Below are 16980 nucleotides of genomic sequence, written 5' to 3'. Positions count from 1 at the left end.
CTGAAGGCAGCAGGATAGGCTTAAATCAGAAAGCCGCCATCCGAGTCGTCGCCAGCCTCGTCCATCAGACGCCGCATATCGGGGATTGTCACGTGGCGTTTGCCTTCCAACTCGATGACCCCCTCTTTCTTCAGGGCCGAAATCTGGCGACTTACGGTTTCAAGGGTCAATCCCAGATAATCTGCCATAGCCTCGCGTGTCAGCGGCAGGTCAAAGACAATCGGGCCAGGTTTTTGCTTGGGCGCAATTGAAGCGTCCCGCCGGGCAATGATTGACAGCAAGCTTGCAATCTTCTCGCGCGCCGTCTTGCGCCCCAGCACCAGCATCCACTCACGCGCGGCATCCAGTTCATCCAGCGTCATCTGAAGCAGCCGGTGCGCAATATGGGGCGTGTCGTTCATCAGTTGTTCGAATGGCTTCTTGCGAAAACAGCACATGACCAGATCAGTTGTGGCCTGCACATCATAAGGCGCAGAATCACGGCCCGGCCGACCGACGAAATCGCTGGGCAGCAACAAGCCAACCATCTGGGTTCGCCCATCTTCCATCGTCTGGGTCAACGAGGCAATTCCTGACACGACAGAGCCCACAAAGTTCATCTGATCGCCCGACCAGATGACTGTCTGACCAGCTTCGAAGCTACGGTAATACTTAATGCCTTCAAGCTCTTCCAACTCATCAGCATCACAATGCGCACAGACGGCGCGATGCCGAATGGGGCATTCGGAACAATTGGTATGATCAATCTGTGCTTTTAGCATCGTTCGCGCTTTCACTTGATCTCAGTCAAGGTTTCGTAGACGGCCGTGCCTTAACGGTATCGCTATGATAGTGAAACCGCAATTATCAAGGCTTGGACTATTTGACGCGAAAGTCCCGCGTTACACAAGCTATCCCACCGCCCCTCATTTCAGCAACGATGTGGGGCCAGGCCTTTTTGGCGACTGGATTTCCGGGATCAAGCCCGGCAGTTCCGTGTCGCTGTACGTCCACGTCCCGTTCTGCCGCAGGCTGTGCTGGTTTTGCGCCTGCCGGACGCAAGGCACTCAGACCGACAACCCGGTGATCGCCTATGTGGATGTCCTCAAGGCCGAGCTGGACCTACTGGCCGCCCACCTTCCTGCGGGGGTAACCCTTTCGCGCCTGCATTGGGGCGGTGGTACACCCACCCTGCTGAACCCCGATCTGATGCGCGATCTGGCCGCCCGGATTCTTGAGATTGTCCCGCTGGGGCCGGATGCGGAATTCTCGGTCGAAATCGACCCGAACGAGATTGACGAGGGTCGGCTCGATGCATTGGCCGAGGCCGGCATGAACCGTGCGTCTATCGGCGTGCAGGATTTCGACGACGAAATCCAGAAAACCATCGGACGCATCCAAAGTTACGACACCACCCGCAAGGCCATAGAAATGATCCGCGCGCGCGGCATCGCCAGCCTGAATGCCGATATTCTGTATGGTCTGCCGCACCAGACCAAGGCGCGGATGACTGAAAGCGTGCAGAAATTGCTGTCGCTCAGCCCGGACCGGGTGGCGTTGTACGGGTATGCGCATGTGCCGTGGATGGCCAAGCGGCAACAGCTGATCCCGACGGATGCCCTGCCAACGCCCGAAGACCGCCTGGATCTGTTCGATACGGCCCGGCGCCTGTTTCTGTGGGACAAGTATGCCGAAATCGGCATTGACCACTTTGCCACGCAGGATGACGGGCTGACGCACGCACTGAACACGGGAAGGCTAAAGCGCAACTTTCAGGGCTACACCGACGATCAGTCCGACGTTTTGATCGGGATTGGTGCGAGCTCGATCTCACGATTCCCGCAAGGATACGCCCAGAACGCACCCGCGACGTCAGCACATACCAAAGCGATCCGCGAGGGCGGGTTCTCAATATCCCGTGGGCATTTGTTCAAAGGCCAAGACATCTTGCGCGCCCGATTGATTGAAGCGTTGATGTGCGATTTCCGGATAGATACCGCCGAGATACTGCGCGACCACAACATCACCGTCGCGGAATTGCAGGAGATGTATCAGACTGCAAACGCAACCTTCGACGGGTTGCTAAGCATCTCTGAAGACGGCCTGTTCATCCCGCCCGAGGCGCGCGCGCTGACCCGAATGGTCGCCCGCACCTTTGATGCCTATGATCTGAGCAAGGCGGGACACAGCTCGGCGATCTGATACCAACGCAGGACAGGACTTGACGCGGAGGGTGGGTTTTCCCCACACTTGTAGGGCGGGTGGAAATCCGCCCCGTGCCTGAGGCAGGCAGAGTACCAGACAGTATGTGCCGACGCGTTCGCGCTCGACCGCCTTTTTCGTGCAGCCGTTCTGCAACTTGAAAGAGGGACTGCATTCATGCGCGTTTTTTCTGTCCTCGGCCCCAGCCACTCGGGCAAAACAACACTGGTCGAGGCCATCAGCCGCCTTGATGGCCGGCCAACCACATTCGACGTTTCCGGAACCGTGCATTTGCACGGTTTTTCTTACTTGGACGAACCCTGGTGTGCCATCGACGTGAATGGTGGCAGCGACACCATGGCTTACGTCGGCCCTGCCATGGCGATCTCGGATGCTGCTGTCGTTGTCGTACCGCCCGACCCGGACGCCGCCGTGCTTTGCGCCCCTTATCTGCGGCTGGTCGAAGAGGCGGGTATTCCCTGCTTTCTGTTCATCAATCGCATGGACACCCCAAACGGACGTATCCGCGATATCATCGCCGCTCTGCAAACCTATTGCACACACCACATCGCATTGCGGCAGGTTCCAATCCGCGATGGCGAGGCGATCATCGGCGCGGTCGACCTGATCTCGGAACGGGCATGGAAGTATCAGGAAGGGCAACCCTCGGCCCTGATCGAACTTCCGCAGTCCGTTGAAGACCGGGAACAGGAAGCCCGAACAGAATTGTTGGAGACGCTTTCAGATTTCGATGATCATCTGCTGGAACAACTGATCGAGGACAAACAGCCGCCCAGCGCAGAAATCTATGATCTGGCCGCGCAGGTTCTGCAAAGCCATCAGTTGATCCCGGCCTGCCTGGGGTCTGCCAGCCACGGCAACGGGCTGACCCGTTTGATGAAAGCGCTTCGTCACGAAGCCCCAGAATTCAATATCGCCGCCGGGCGGGACGAAGCAGCCGAAGACGCGCGCGCAATTGCCGGGTTCGCGGATGTCAAAAAGCACATCGGAAAAATCATCGTGCTGCGCGGTCTGGGCAAGGGCGTCAAAGCGCATGAAGCTTTGGGCGGCGAAACGGTTGGCAACCTGACGACACTGGATGCCAAAACACAAATTTCGGAATTGGAAGCTGGCCAGATCGGGCTGGCCGTGAAATCCGACCACCTCAACCCCGGCAACCTGTACGACAGCACCGGAGCCACACCGTTACCGGAATGGGCCGAGGCCCATCCGGCCGCCCACCGACAAATTGTGTCGCCTGCACATGAGCGCGACGATGTACGCCTGTCCAACGCGTTATCCCGACTGGTCGAAATTGACCCCGGACTGCACCTGCAGCACGATGAACTGAGCGGTCATGCCGTTCTGGGATCGCAAGGGCCTCAGCATATGCGCCGGGTCAGCGCCAAGCTGGCTGAAGACTTCGGTATCGAGATTGAGACCCATTCGGTTGAGACGGCCTATCGCGAGACCATCCGCGCACCGATCGAACATCGTCATCGCCACCGTAAACAATCCGGCGGCGCGGGACAGTTTGCCGATGTGGTGATCTCGATCGCACCGACCCCACGCGGGGCCGGGTTCGAATTCGAAGAGATCGTCAAAGGGGGCGCTGTTCCCAGAAACTATATCCCTTCGGTCGAACACGGGGCCAAGGACGCTCTGGTGCAAGGGCCCGAGGGGTTCCCGGTTGTGGATGTCAAAGTCACACTCAGCGATGGCAAGCATCACAACGTCGACAGTTCCGACTATGCGTTCCGCACTGCGGGCAAGAACGCGGTTCGAGAGGCTTTGCCGCAGGCGAAACCGGTGGTCCTGCAACCCATCCTGAACGCCGAAATCCACTTGCCCTCGGATTTCGTGGGCGACCTGGTGCCTACGATCAGTTCGCTGCAGGGTCAGGTTCTGGGCTTTGAAGGCAATCCCAACGCGTCTGGATGGGAGATTTTCAATGCCCAACTGCCTGCTGTGGCCGAAGACGAGTTACACCGCACCCTCGCCAGCGCGACACGCGGCACGGGGTGGGTAAAACTGCAATTCGATCATTACGAAGAACTTCGCGGCCCGGTTCCAAAATCCGCGGCACGCGAAACAGCGAATGCCTGAAAGCCCCAGGCGGGCTGGTTTCAGCCCGCCGCCGCAATCAGTTCGCGGGTATAGTCTGTCTGGGCGTTTTCGAACAGATCTTCGGCTGACCCCATTTCGATCACGTCACCGTTTCGCATGACAATCACATTGTGGGACATCGCACGCACGACTTTCAGATCGTGGCTGATAAATAGGTAGGCCAATCCGTACTTACGCTGCAAATCGCGCAACAGGTCGACGATCTGAACCTGCACAGTCATATCCAGGGCGCTGGTCGGTTCATCCAGAACCAGCAATTTGGGCCTGAGGACCATGGCTCGTGCAATGGCAATACGCTGACGTTGCCCGCCCGAGAATTCGTGCGGATAGCGGTCCATCGCAGCCGGGTCCAAGCCCACTTCGGTCATCACTTCGGTCACCAGTTCCCGTGGCGAGCGGTGCGGGTCGACCTTGTGAATCGCCAGCCCCTCGGCAATGATCTGCTGGCAAGTCATCCGGGGACTGAGGCTTCCGAATGGGTCCTGAAACACAATCTGCATATCCTTGCGCAAGCGCCGCAACTCTCGCGTCGACCAGCGGCGTACATCCTGATCGCGGAAGGTTATCGCCCCTTCGGACGCAATCAACCGCATGATCGCCAGCGCCAGCGTTGTCTTACCCGAGCCGCTTTCGCCCACAATCCCTAAGGTTTCACCGGCGCGTACGCTGAGCGTTGCATCGTTCACCGCCTTCACATGGCCAACTGTGCGTTTCAGGAACCCGCGCTGGATCGGGAACCAGACCTTAAGGTGATCGGTGCGCGCCACTTCTTCGGCGTCGGGTGCCACAGGATCGGGGTGACCAGATGGTTCGGCCGCCAGCAGCTTGCGGGTGTAGGGGTGTTGGGGGTTGTCAAAGATCTCCTGGGTCGCGCCAGTTTCGACAATCTCGCCATCCTTCATCACACAGACCCGGTCGGCGATACGGCGCACGATCCCAAGGTCGTGGGTGATGAAAAGCATCCCCATATTCTCAGATTTCTGAAGCTCGGCCAGCAATTCGAGGATCTGCGCCTGAATGGTCACATCCAGGGCCGTTGTCGGCTCATCCGCGATCAGTATATCGGGCTTGTTGGCAAGTGCCAGGGCGATCATGACGCGTTGGCGTTGGCCACCTGACAATTGATGCGGATAGCTGTCCAGGCGCTCCTCGGGATCGCGAATGCCAACCGTGGTCAGCAGTTCGACGATCCGGGCCCGTGCTGCATCACCTGTCAGACCCTGGTGCAGGGCCAGTGACTCGGCCATTTGTTTCTGGATCGTGTGCAGCGGGTTGAGCGAGGTCATCGGCTCCTGAAAGATGAAGCTGATATCGTTGCCGCGCACATCCATCAGGCGCTGGTCAGACGCGCCGATCATCTCCTGCCCTTCATAGGTGACCGAACCTTCGACAATCGCACTGTCACCCAGCAAAGAAACTGTCGACAGCGCAGTGACTGATTTGCCAGATCCGGATTCGCCCACCAGCGCAACCGTTTCACCCCGATCCACAGTAAAGGACACCCCCTTGACTGCTGCGCTCACCTGCCCGTCCTGACGGAACGAGACCTTGAGGTTGTTCACATCCAGCAGGCTCATGAAAAGGTCTTTCTGGGATCAAATGCATCGCGCACGCCTTCGAAGATGAAGACCAGTAGCGACAGCATGATGGCAAAGGTGAAAAAGGCGGTGAAGGCCAGCCAAGGTGCCTGCAGGTTCTGCTTGGCCTGCAAGGTCAACTCACCCAAAGACGGGGCGGAAGACGGCAGGCCGAAGCCCAGAAAATCCAGTGAGGCCAGGCCGCCGATGGTGCCCGTCACGATAAAGGGCATGAAGGTCAGCGTTGCGACCATCGCGTTGGGCAGCATGTGGCGGAACATGATTGTCATATTGCCCACACCCAGTGCCCGCGCAGCGCGCACATATTCCAGATTTCTCGCCCGCAGGAACTCGGCGCGCACAACTCCCACAAGCCCGGTCCAGCTGAACAGGATCATCAGCGCGACAAGCAGCCAGAAACTTCGACCCAGAATGGCGAACATGATGATGATGACGTAAAGCGAAGGCGTCGCTGACCAGATTTCGATGATCCGTTGGAAGATCAGGTCCAGCCAGCCTCCGAAAAAGCCCTGAATGGCACCTGCGAATATGCCAACCAGACTGGCCACACCCGTGACCATGAGCGTGAACAAAATCGACAGTCGGAAGCCATAAATCACCCGGGCCAACACGTCGCGCTTGGTGTCATCCGTGCCCAACAGATTTTGTCCGTTGGGTGGCAGTGGTGCTGCACCGGGGCGATCAACACTGGTGTTGAAGGAATACGGTATCAACGGCCAGACGGCCCAACCACGTTCGTACCCTTCTGCCTGGAATGTACCGGCCTTGATTTCGTCGATAATCCCCTCGGGGTCGTCAAAACAGTCTTCGATGCCACCGCTGTCGATCAAACACTGAACCTCGGGGTCGCGATAGATCGCCTCGGTCTGGAAATCACCACCGAATTCGGTTTCCGCGTAGAAGTTGAAGATCGGCGTATAAAACTCACCCCGGTATTTAACGAGGATCGGTTTGTCATTGGCGATGAACTCGGCGAACAACGACAGGCCGAAAAGGACGGAAAAGACCATCAGCGACCAGAATGCACGCCCGTTACGACGAAAATTGCGCCAGCGGCGCTGGTTGAGTGGGGAAAGCGCCATTTACCCCTCCCGCTTTTCGAAATCGATGCGCGGGTCGACCAGCACATACATCAGGTCACTGATGATGCCGACAACCAACCCCATCAAGCCAAAGATGAACAGAGTGCCGAAGATCACCGGATAGTCCCGCGCAACGGCTGCCTCGAACCCCAGACGGCCGAGACCGTCAAGCGAGAAGATCGTCTCGATGATGATCGACCCCCCGAAGAAGACGCCGATGAAAACCGCCGGGAATCCGGCGATTACGATCAGCATCGCGTTGCGGAAAACATGGCCGTACAGAACCTGACTTTCGCTCAGACCCTTGGCGCGGGCGGTCATGACATATTGTTTTTTGATCTCGTCCAGGAACGAGTTCTTGGTTAGCAGAGTCAGCGTCGCAAAGGCCGAAATCGTCAGCGCGATAATCGGCAGGGCAATGTGCCAGAAGTAGTCAACGATCTTACCGAACAGGCTGAGGCTGTCCCAGTTATCCGAGGTCAGCCCCCGAAGCGGGAATATCTGCCAATATGATCCCCCGGCAAACAGAACCAACAGCAGGATCGCAAACAAGAAGCCGGGAATAGCGTAGGCTACGATGATCGCGCCACTGGTCCAGGTATCAAACTGTGACCCGTCCTTAATCGCCTTGCGAATGCCCAGCGGGATCGACACGAGATACGCGATCAGCGTGGACCACAGACCCAGCGAGATCGACACCGGCATCTTTTCTAACACCAGATCGGTTACGCTGATCGACCGAAAATAGCTCTCACCAAAGTCCAGTGTCAGGTAATTGCCCATCATGTTGAGGAACCGCTCAACCGGAGGTTTGTCGAACCCGAATTCCTTTTCCAGCTCTTCGATAAACTCGGGCGGAAGGCCCCGCGCACCAATGTAGCGGTCATTCGTGCCGCCGGTCTGTTGCTCGATGTCACTGCCGCCGCCGGCGATTCCTTCGAACACATCACCGCCACCTTCCAATTGGGCGATGATCTGTTCAATCGGTCCGCCAGGAACGAACTGAACCAGCGTGAAGTTGACGATCATGATCCCAAGCAGGGTTGGGATGACCAGCAACAGTCGTCTAAGAATATATGCTCCCATGGGGGCGGATTACCTCAAGGCGCCGGAGGATTTCAACTCGGCTTCTTTCTCTTCGTTGATCCACCAGAGGTCTTCAACACCCAATGCGTAAGGCGGCAGATTTTCCGGGTATTCATACATGTCCCAGTAGGCAACCCAGTGCTTGCCCAGATACCACGTAGGAACCATGATCCGCTTGGCGCGCAGGACGCGGTCCAATGCGCGAACATTAGCAAAAAGCTCTTCGCTGTCTTCGGCAGAGGCAATGTTATCGATCAGCGGTTCGATATCCGGGCCATGCACACCCGACGGGTTGAAGACCGAGTAAGAGGCCGCTTCGGTTCCGAACTGCTGATACAACCCTGTCGACGGCTGCAACGACCTCGGGTACCCGCCAACAATCATGTCGAAATCACGGTCCCGGCGGCGCAAGGTGAACTGGGCGTTGTCCACGCGGTTGTAGCTCGCATCAATCCCCATTGCCCGCAAATTGGCGACGAAGGGTTGAATAAGCCTGTCCAGCGTTGGCTGGTCGGACAGAAATGCAACAGACAGCACTTCGCCCTTGTCGTTGCGACGAATGCCGTCATCCCCAACAAGCCAGCCAGCTTCGTCCAGCAGTTTCATCGCCTTGCGCAAGTTGCCACGGTCATTTTGGCGGGCGGCCCGGGATTCATGCGCCGAGACCGGTTCTTCGGTCAGGATGGCCGGGTCCAGCGCGTCACCCAACTCCTGCAACACCTCAAGCTCGCGCCCTTCGGGCAGGCCGGTCGCCTCAAGATGCGTTCCTTCCCAGAAAGAGCTACGCTGCTGGAATAATCCATATTGCAGACTCTCATTTGTCCATTCGAAATTATATGCCAGCTGGATAGCTTCGCGAACGCGGGGGTCCTGAAACTTTGGCCGGTCAAGGTTCATGATGAAGCCCGACGCCGACGGCACATTTCCGTCTGCCAGTTCAGCCCGCACGACAGAACCATTCGCAATTGCCGGGAAATCATAGGCCGTTGCCCAGCTTTTCGAGTTGTTTTCCTGCCGAAGGGTAAACGTGCCCGCCTTGAACCCCTCCATCGCAGCAATGGAATCGGCGAAATACTCGACGCGGATGGTGTCAAAGTTGTTGCGGCCCACGTTGACGTTGACATCGTTGCCCCAATAATCGGGGTTGCGCTTATAGACGAGGCGCCGGTTGATATCATAATCATCCAGAACATATGGCCCCGAGCCGATACCCGGATCGAGCCGCGACTTGTCCAATCGGCGGTTTTCAGGGTCTTCCTCGAACCATTTCTTAGAGAAAATCGACGTGGCCCCAACTTGAGAAATCCGGCCTCGGCGGGGGAAATCTGGCGAGAAGTAGAACTTTACACGATGGGTATCCAGCGCCTCGGCCTTGGGGATCCGCTGGCGAATTGCGTCGGCATAAGATTTCAGCCCTTGGTCCAGCAGCAGATTATGGGAAAACACCACATCTTCGGCCGTCACCGGTGTGCCGTCGGAAAACCGCGCCTCGGGGCGGATGTTGAAGATCACCCAATCATAGCTTTCGGGGTACTCCAGGCTTTCGGCTAGCAGGCCATAATAGGCCGCCGGTTCGTCATAGGATGGAACCAGCAGGCTTTCGTAGTGATCTGCCGACCTCGCACCAGCCCGGCCCTGCCTGGTATAGGGATTAAAGCTGTCGAACGTGCCTTGCGCCGCATAGGAGAGTTCTCCACCACGTGGCGCATCCGGGTTCACATAGTCGAAATGCGCAAAGCCGTCCGGATACTTCAAATCACCGAATTCCGAGAACCCGTGTGATTTGATGATCTTTTCCTCAGCAAAAAGCTGAGTTGCAGCGGCTGCACAGAGCAATGCCCCCAAAGCTAGAATGTGAACTAAGCGTCCGAAATCCCTTGTTCGCGCTAAAGCGGTAACTCGATTGGATTTCATGTGGTTCATCCCCTGCTCGTTGACGTCTTTAATATTGTTTGCGCCAGCTAAAAGACTAGCACTGCCAGTTTCAAGTTTAGAGTGCGTGAACACTTTGTGAAGATTTACTTAGTCAAAAAATAAAGCCGCTGCACGGGGCAGCGGCTTTTGAATGCGTCAAAACTGAGCGAAAGATCAGTTGATGGTCTGCAGGTAGGCAATCAGGTCGGCCCGTTCCTGCGGTTTTTTCAGACCCGCAAAGCTCATGGATGTACCTGAGATATAGGCACTGGGGCGGGTCAGGAACGCATCCAGCGCTTCGGGTGTCCAATTGCCGCCATGGGCTTGCATCGAAGCTGAGTAGCCAGTGAAACCTTTGGCTGAAGCAACCGGGCGATCCACGATTGCAAACAGGTAGGGGCCAGTGCCGTTGGCGCCGTCTTCCAGCTTGTGGCAGGCAGTACATTTACGGAAAACCCGCGCGCCCTTATCTGGGTCTGCGGCGGCCAGCATGTCTTCGAACACCACTTCTTCGCCGTCAGCGCTTTCACCGGAGCTTTCGGTTTCGATAATATACGAGGCCGTCTCACCATGCCCATCCGCATGGTAAAGCATTTCGGCACCCCATTTGGCCAAAAGCAGCACCAGGAAGGTGCCAAACAGGCCTGCTGCGGCCTTGGTAACTGTCATCGTGTCGAACATTGATCGCGAGTCCATTTCAGCTGTCTGCGGGGTGTCTAAGGCTTCCCCTTACAAGAGGCAAGGTATAGACACCGCGACTAAACGCCCAATTATCGAACTTGTTGCACGGAATCGACCAAATGACCAAACGTATTGCATTTCAGGGAGAACCCGGCGCCTACAGCCACGAGGCCTGCCGTAATGCCCGCCCCGATATGGAGGCCCTGCCCTGCCGGACTTTCGAAGATGTGATCGAATCGGTGCGCGCAGGTGAGGCTGAATTGGCAATGCTGCCGGTCGAAAACACCACGTATGGCCGGGTCGCCGATATCCACCGTTTGCTTCCCCACAGCGGGCTGCACATCATCGAAGAAGCGTTCGTGCGCGTTCACATCAACCTTCTTGCCGTTCCAGGGGCCAAAATCGAGGATGTCACCGAGGCACACTCGCACCTGGTTCTGCTACCGCAATGCGCCGGGTTTTTGAAAGAACACAACATCAAGGGACGTGTCAGCCCCGACAATGCGCGTGCGGCCCGCGAGGTCTCGGAACAAGGCGAGGTGCATTCAGCAGCATTGGCCAGCGAGTTGGCCGGCGAAATCTACGGCTTGAACGTTCTTGCCCGGCACATTGAAGACCGCGACAACAACACCACGCGCTTTCTGGTGATGTCACAGCAGGCCGACATGTCACGCCGCGGAGAACATGGCATGATCACCAGTTTTGTTTTTCAGGTGCGCAACATTCCGGCTGCGCTTTACAAGGCGATGGGTGGGTTTGCGACCAACGGCATCAACATGACCAAGCTGGAAAGCTACATGGTCGATGGGTCGTTCACTGCGACCCAGTTTTATGCTGATATCGTGGGCCACCCGGACGACCGGAACGTACAGTTGGCGATGGAAGAACTGGAACACTTCACCACGAATGTCGAGATTTTGGGCGTCTACCCAGCGGCTCAACCGCGCGGCTGAAGCCACCTCGGCTCAAATCACGGAAAAGCTTTTGCACTGGGCACCCTCGTGCTCCCGATAATCCACAAAGCCCATCGCCGAATAATAGGCCAATCCTTCGGCGTTTGTGGCCGAAATGGTCGCATCAATGGCCGGTAGGCCACTTTCCCGTGCCGCCAAGAGCGTCGCACGAAACAAGGCACGCCCGACACCGCGCCGTGCGGCAAACGGGCGAATATGCGTTCCAATGACGCCCCACCCGACCGGAGCGCCATATGGGTTGTTTTCGACCGCCCATTTCAACGATTGAAATCCCAGGACCTGCTCCTCCTGAAAAGCAACAGAGCATCTGATCCGGTCGGGATCGGCCACGTAATGCTCGCGGGCAAACTCAACGTCGCAGCGCTTGTTACGCTGTCCGGCCGCTGCGATGTCCCACAGTACCTCTGAGATACCTTGGGCATCCGTCAACACCGCCTCACGAACACTAAAGCTATCCATCTCGTTCCCACCACAGCTTTGGGCAATCAACCACCATGAATGTGACGTTGTTCCATTTCCCGTGCGAACTCGGTCAGGCGCAACTGAAACTGTCGCCGAAACCGGGATTGCCCAAGCCTTAGTGATTGTAACAGCAACCGCGCAGGGAGGGATTTGGCTGACAGGGACATATCAACGCTTAGACGCGTGCGGCGCTGCGACAGGGCCAAAAGCTCCACCGTCGTTACCCCGTTCATCCCCTTGCTTGCCGCTTCGAACCGCATCAGCAAAGGCGGGTCGCATTCGGCCATCTGCACAGAAATCTGACGTGGCTTTCCGCGTAACCTGAATTCTGTCTCCCAACTGGTGCCCGGAACAACGCCCAATTCGCCCGAAATCCGCCGGAAGTCGATCCCGCGCCGCATTGCGATCCGTTCGAATCGGTCGAAGTCGGCCACCATTTCAAACACCGAGTTGATGGGAGCTTCGATATCTTCGCGCACTATAAACTGCATTTTGGTTCGGGGTTCTCTCGCTTTTCAGAACAGTATTTTGTCAGTCCAATGTATCCGCAAGCCAGTTTTGCAAAAGAAAATGCGCAATCGCACCCTTGCGGGCTGGCAGCAAAACGGGGTGTTCACCGGCAAAGGCCTGCATCATCTCGGATTTGGTAACCCACATCGCATCTTCGATTTCGACCGGGTCGATGGTGATGGCGCGCGACAACGCCTCACCCGCGCAGCCGAACATCAACGAGGCCGGAAACGGCCAGGGTTGGCTAGACAGGTAACGGACCTCACCCACGGGCACTCCGGCCTCTTCCATCACTTCCCGACGGACTGCGGCCTCAAGCGTTTCACCCGGTTCAACAAACCCTGCCAACAGCGAATACATCCCTTCTGGCCAGCCCGGTGAACGTCCCATTAGCACTGAATCACCTTGTGTAATCAACATGATGACAACCGGATCAGTACGCGGAAAATGCTGCCCATCGCAGGACGGGCAACTGCGCTGCCACCCCGCCTGCGCAAGTTCGCTGGCTGCGCCACACCGGGCGCAAAACCGATGCGTTTCGTGCCACGCGGTCACCGCCTTGGCCGAAGCCGCCAGTTCGGCGTCACGCGTCGACAAACGGGTCATGATCCGGCGCAGTTCGGCAAAGACATGGCCGTGGGGCAAGTCCGGGTGCTGTTGCTCTGACTTGTCGATAAAGCCTCCGACACCGGACACGTCCAACCCATCAGCCGTCCAGTCCGAAATATCAAAAGCAAACACCGGCGCATCGTCCGACAGCCCCAAGAATACAGGCTGCTCGACAGAACCTCCCGGTCCGGTTTCGACCAGCATATGTGACATCGCGATCAGTCCCAACTGATCCAGCGCCTCACCCTGAACCAAAACCTTACCGCGCCACAAGAGCAGGCATTTTGCATTGGGATGCGCCCGCGCGCCCGCGACCGCATCAGCATCCCCGCGAATATGCGCCGCACGATCCAGCCCCGAGCTACCAAACGTCACATATTCCGCATTTTTCATAAGTTATCCTTAGGCTTGTGCGCACAGGGCTGCCATGTCGGCCAATCAGTTGCAACGGTGTTTCACCCCCAAAATCACAGGTCGCCATCGAATGAACACAGCTAAGCCTTGCAATTCACTGTGATTAATCTTTTTGTCAAAAATGACTAAGACAAAACTGCCAAAAGTAGAATTTTGAAACCTTCCCCTTCCCTGCCTTCGCAGACCGTGCAGATCCGAATACTGGCCACCACGGATCTTCATATGAACTTGAGGAGTTTTGATTACTATTCTGACACCCCTGAACCCGCAATCGGCCTGACTCGAACCGCCAGCCTGATCCGTGAAGCCCGAACTGAGGCGCAGGTGGAAGGCTCAACCGTGCTGCTTTTTGACAATGGCGATTCGCTGCAGGGAACTCCGGTTGGGGATCTGGCCGCCGAGCAAGCTGACAAGCCGCATGCGCTGATGCAGGCCTTTGGCGCGTTAGAGTATGATGCGATCGGGTTAGGCAATCATGATTTCGGGTTCGGTCAAGATATACTGGACCGCATCCTTTCGCAGGCCCCCTGTGCGGTGGTTTGCAGCAATGTTCATCGCCCGAGCGCCAACGAGGTCTGGCAGGATCAGGCAGTTCTAACCCGCCGGGTTGAGGTCGCGGGGCACCAATCCTCGCTAAATGTCGGCGTCTTCTCGGTCGTTCCGCCGCAGACCCGGAATTGGGAATCTCATCGGCTGGGTAATGACGTCCAGATAGACGACATCCTGACCTGCGCGCGCACTAAAGTGTCTGAGCTTCGATCCCACGGCTGCGACGTGATCATCGCGCTTGCCCATACGGGACTGGGGTCCGACGACCCCGTGCCCGATCTTGAAAACGCGATTATCCCTCTTGCCGCGATTGAGGGTATAGACGCCATCATCGCCGGGCACACACATCTGACCCTGCCGGGAAAATCGCACGCTGGGCTGGAACACGTCGACGCCACTGGCGGTATGGTGCATGGCACACCTGTTGTAATGCCGGGATCTGCCGGATCTCATCTTGGTGTGATTGATCTGACCCTGGTTGCCTCGGCAGAAAAGGGCTGGTCGGTCGCGGCGCATCGCACTGAACTGCGCCCGGTATCAGGTGCTGACCCGGCACCCGAGGACCCGTTGTTGGTGGCGCTGTTTTCAGATGTGCATTCCGCAACACGAAAACGAGCCGAGGAACCAATTGGGCATACGGATCAGCACCTGCACAGCTATTTCAGCTTTTGCACCAAAGATCGCGGGCTTGCGATGGTGGCCGCAGCACAGGCTTCGGCCGTGCGCCAGATCCTGAAGGGCACGCCCCATGAAGCGACACCTTTGCTGTCTGCCGTGGCGCCTTCAAAATTCGGTGGTCGCGCCGGGCCTCGCTTTTACTCGGACATTCATGCGGGCGTAATGCGCATGCGCCATGTGGCCGATCTGAACATCTTTCCAAACGAACTTCGTGCAATCGAGGTGTCAGGAGAGCACATCAGAGATTGGCTTGAAATGTCTGCGGGCGTTTTCAATCAGGTGAAACCCGGCGCGCAAACTGAATTGGTCAATCCTGATCGAGCCGGACACAATTTCGATGTTCTGTTCGGGCTAAGCTACGTGATCGACCTCAGCGTACCGCCTCGGTTCGATGCAGAAGGGCGACTGGTAAATCCGGCATACCGGCGCATCTCAGATCTTCGTTTCCAAGGCCACGCAGTGACGGCCGAACAACGCCTTGTCGTTGCACTGAACAATTACCGTGCCAGCGGCGGCGGACATTTTCCATTCATACCCGACGCCGAAATCATCAACGTTCCAGCCTTGCCGATTCAACACGCGTTGAAGGACTACCTGACCGGTGCTATGCCCACAGAATCGCTGGAACAAGGCCCCTGCCCATTCCGTTTTGCGCCCATGCCGGGGTCCACTGTCCTGTTGAAAACCGGTCCAAAGGCACAGCGTCACCTCGCGGACATCGCAGAGTTCAGCCCAAAGCAGACCGGCACGGATGCCGAAGGGTTTTTGCGCATTCAACTCTCACTGTGACGGGTTGTCATTTCTGCGTGTCTTCCCTATATCGATTTTCGAGAGGTTGGCGCGGGCGAGCGCCTCGCCAACCTGGTCAGGTCCGGAAGGAAGCAGCCACAACGAGCCCCGCTTGGGTCGATGTCCAACCTCTCACTTACTTGAATCGTTAGCCGCAGGAAGGCTTTTATGATTGTAGCAAAAACCCTTTGGGCAGAGCGTTTCTGAGGCCGACCCTCACACCTGCCTGAGCACATTACCGCTGGATGCGCGACCGCCATCCAGACGGATAGCTGTACCTGAACACAGGCAGAACAATGTCTTTTACACTTTCGGACCTGGGATGGTCCTCACACTTTGCCGCCCAACATGCGGCCAATCCAACATGCGCTCCCTTTCGCATCACAGCCGTTCACCGTGATCGTCTGATCGGTGCAAACATCAACGGTGAAGCACCGCTGCTCACCCTAAACCAGCCGACGGGCGACTTTGCCGTCGGCGACTGGGTATTGGCGGATGATCAAAACCGGGTTCAACACCTGCTGGAGCGCCGCAGCCTTTTGAAACGCCGCGCCGCCGGAACCGGGGCCGAGGCACAGTTGATCGTCGCCAATGTGGATGTGCTGTTCATCGTCAGTTCCTGCAATGCCGACTTCAATCTGGCCCGGCTGGAACGGTATTTGGCTTTGGCACACCAGGCCGGGTGCTATCCGGTGATCGTTCTAACCAAGGCCGATACCTGTACCGATCCTAGTAAATTCTCCAAGGCAGCCGAGTCGCTGGCTCCGTTTCTGACCGTGCTGGCAATCAATGCTTTGGATGCCATGGACGTTCAGCAAGTTCTATCCTGGTGCCCCACCGGGCAGACCGCTGCACTGGTCGGCTCATCCGGTGTCGGCAAGACAACATTGGTCAACGCCATGACGGGCCTGGATGAGGCAACCTCCGGCATTCGCGAAGACGACGCGCGCGGGCGGCACACGACAACTGGCCGCGCGTTGCATCCGATGCAGAACGGAGGCTGGTTGGTCGATACACCCGGCATGCGGGCTTTGCGGTTGCTGGATGCACAAGATGGTGTCGACGAGGTCTTTTCCGACATTCTTGAATTGGCTCAGACCTGCCGCTTTTCAGATTGTCAGCATCAGGCCGAGCCGGGCTGCGTCGTGCAGGATGCGATTTCCAACGGAACACTGGACGCAGAGCGGTTAGAGCGTTGGCGAAAACTGCGGCGCGAGGATGAGAGGAACTCGGAAACCGTGGCGCAGTCTCGTGCGCGCGACAAGGCCTTTGGTAAGATGGTACGATCGGTGATGCAGGACAAGAAATCCTGCAAAAAGCTGTAAG

The 16980-nt window shown here is 57.3% G+C and carries 14 protein-coding genes and 1 other RNA gene; 6 read left to right on the top strand and 9 right to left on the bottom strand.

Annotated elements, in window-relative coordinates:
* Nucleotides 1–20: 20 nt before the first annotated feature.
* Entirely contained in the window at nt 21–761 is a 741-nt protein-coding gene (fnrL, locus tag AC2FIB_RS13965; RefSeq protein WP_496726626.1) for a transcriptional regulator FnrL, read from the bottom strand.
* A 64-nt stretch (nt 762–825) separates the two neighbouring features.
* On the opposite strand from fnrL, the gene hemN reads away from it, so the two are divergent.
* Nucleotides 826–2181: an oxygen-independent coproporphyrinogen III oxidase gene (hemN, locus tag AC2FIB_RS13960; RefSeq protein ID WP_496735707.1), complete on the top strand. Its 1356-nt coding sequence runs from the start codon at nt 826–828 to the stop codon at nt 2179–2181.
* Between the two features lie 177 nt (nt 2182–2358).
* Nucleotides 2359–4287 carry an elongation factor G gene (locus AC2FIB_RS13955; protein ID WP_496842275.1) on the top strand — a complete coding sequence of 643 codons (1929 nt, stop codon included), beginning with the start codon at nt 2359–2361 and terminating at the stop codon, nt 4285–4287.
* A gap of 20 nt (nt 4288–4307) precedes the next feature.
* Here AC2FIB_RS13955 and AC2FIB_RS13950 read toward each other — a convergent pair whose 3' ends face one another.
* From AC2FIB_RS13950 to AC2FIB_RS13930, 5 genes are all read right to left on the bottom strand, one after another.
* The gene (locus AC2FIB_RS13950) at nt 4308–5885 is read right to left on the bottom strand and encodes an ABC transporter ATP-binding protein (protein WP_496842273.1); all 1578 of its coding nucleotides are present in this window, start codon (nt 5883–5885) and stop codon (nt 4308–4310) included.
* Nucleotides 5882–6988, bottom strand: a complete 1107-nt coding sequence (locus AC2FIB_RS13945) for an ABC transporter permease (protein ID WP_108861177.1) — start codon at nt 6986–6988, stop codon at nt 5882–5884. The genes AC2FIB_RS13950 and AC2FIB_RS13945 overlap by 4 nt, the downstream gene beginning before the upstream one ends.
* Complete coding sequence (locus AC2FIB_RS13940; protein WP_058279808.1) at nt 6989–8074, bottom strand: microcin C ABC transporter permease YejB; 1086 nt, start codon at nt 8072–8074, stop codon at nt 6989–6991.
* Between the two features lie 9 nt (nt 8075–8083).
* On the bottom strand, nt 8084–9988 hold the full coding sequence (locus AC2FIB_RS13935; protein WP_496735703.1) for an extracellular solute-binding protein: 1905 nt from the start codon (nt 9986–9988) through the stop codon (nt 8084–8086).
* Nucleotides 9989–10162: 174 nt separating this feature from the next.
* Entirely contained in the window at nt 10163–10669 is a 507-nt protein-coding gene (locus AC2FIB_RS13930; RefSeq protein ID WP_496735737.1) for a c-type cytochrome, read from the bottom strand.
* Between the two features lie 119 nt (nt 10670–10788).
* Here AC2FIB_RS13930 and AC2FIB_RS13925 point away from each other — a divergent pair, with 119 nt between their 5' ends.
* Nucleotides 10789–11622, top strand: a complete 834-nt coding sequence (locus tag AC2FIB_RS13925; RefSeq protein ID WP_058279807.1) for a prephenate dehydratase — start codon at nt 10789–10791, stop codon at nt 11620–11622.
* A gap of 12 nt (nt 11623–11634) precedes the next feature.
* Here AC2FIB_RS13925 and AC2FIB_RS13920 read toward each other — a convergent pair whose 3' ends face one another.
* From AC2FIB_RS13920 to nudC, 3 genes are read right to left on the bottom strand one after another with little or no spacing between them, the layout of a single operon-like run.
* Nucleotides 11635–12102, bottom strand: a complete 468-nt coding sequence (locus AC2FIB_RS13920; RefSeq protein ID WP_496735701.1) for a GNAT family N-acetyltransferase — start codon at nt 12100–12102, stop codon at nt 11635–11637.
* Between the two features lie 26 nt (nt 12103–12128).
* Complete coding sequence (locus AC2FIB_RS13915; protein ID WP_496842272.1) at nt 12129–12596, bottom strand: SRPBCC family protein; 468 nt, start codon at nt 12594–12596, stop codon at nt 12129–12131.
* Nucleotides 12597–12636: 40 nt separating this feature from the next.
* A complete protein-coding gene (gene nudC / locus AC2FIB_RS13910; protein ID WP_496842271.1) occupies nt 12637–13617 on the bottom strand; it encodes an NAD(+) diphosphatase in 981 nt (326 codons plus the stop codon).
* 207 nt (nt 13618–13824) lie between these two features.
* On the opposite strand from nudC, the gene AC2FIB_RS13905 reads away from it, so the two are divergent.
* The 3 genes from AC2FIB_RS13905 to rsgA all read left to right on the top strand — a co-directional run bounded on the left by AC2FIB_RS13905 (nt 13825) and on the right by rsgA (nt 16979).
* Nucleotides 13825–15654: a bifunctional 2',3'-cyclic-nucleotide 2'-phosphodiesterase/3'-nucleotidase gene (locus AC2FIB_RS13905; protein WP_496842281.1), complete on the top strand. Its 1830-nt coding sequence runs from the start codon at nt 13825–13827 to the stop codon at nt 15652–15654.
* A gap of 39 nt (nt 15655–15693) precedes the next feature.
* An RNA gene (gene ffs, locus AC2FIB_RS13900) (signal recognition particle sRNA small type) lies at nt 15694–15792 on the top strand.
* A 158-nt stretch (nt 15793–15950) separates the two neighbouring features.
* The gene (rsgA, locus tag AC2FIB_RS13895) at nt 15951–16979 is read left to right on the top strand and encodes a ribosome small subunit-dependent GTPase A (protein WP_496842270.1); all 1029 of its coding nucleotides are present in this window, start codon (nt 15951–15953) and stop codon (nt 16977–16979) included.
* The last annotated feature ends 1 nt before the right edge of the window (nt 16980 follow it).

The sequence above is a fragment of the Ruegeria sp. YTSA072 genome (assembly GCF_059610285.1).
Note: the sequence above shows the minus strand (reverse complement) of the source record. Positions and strands in the feature narration are given on the sequence as shown.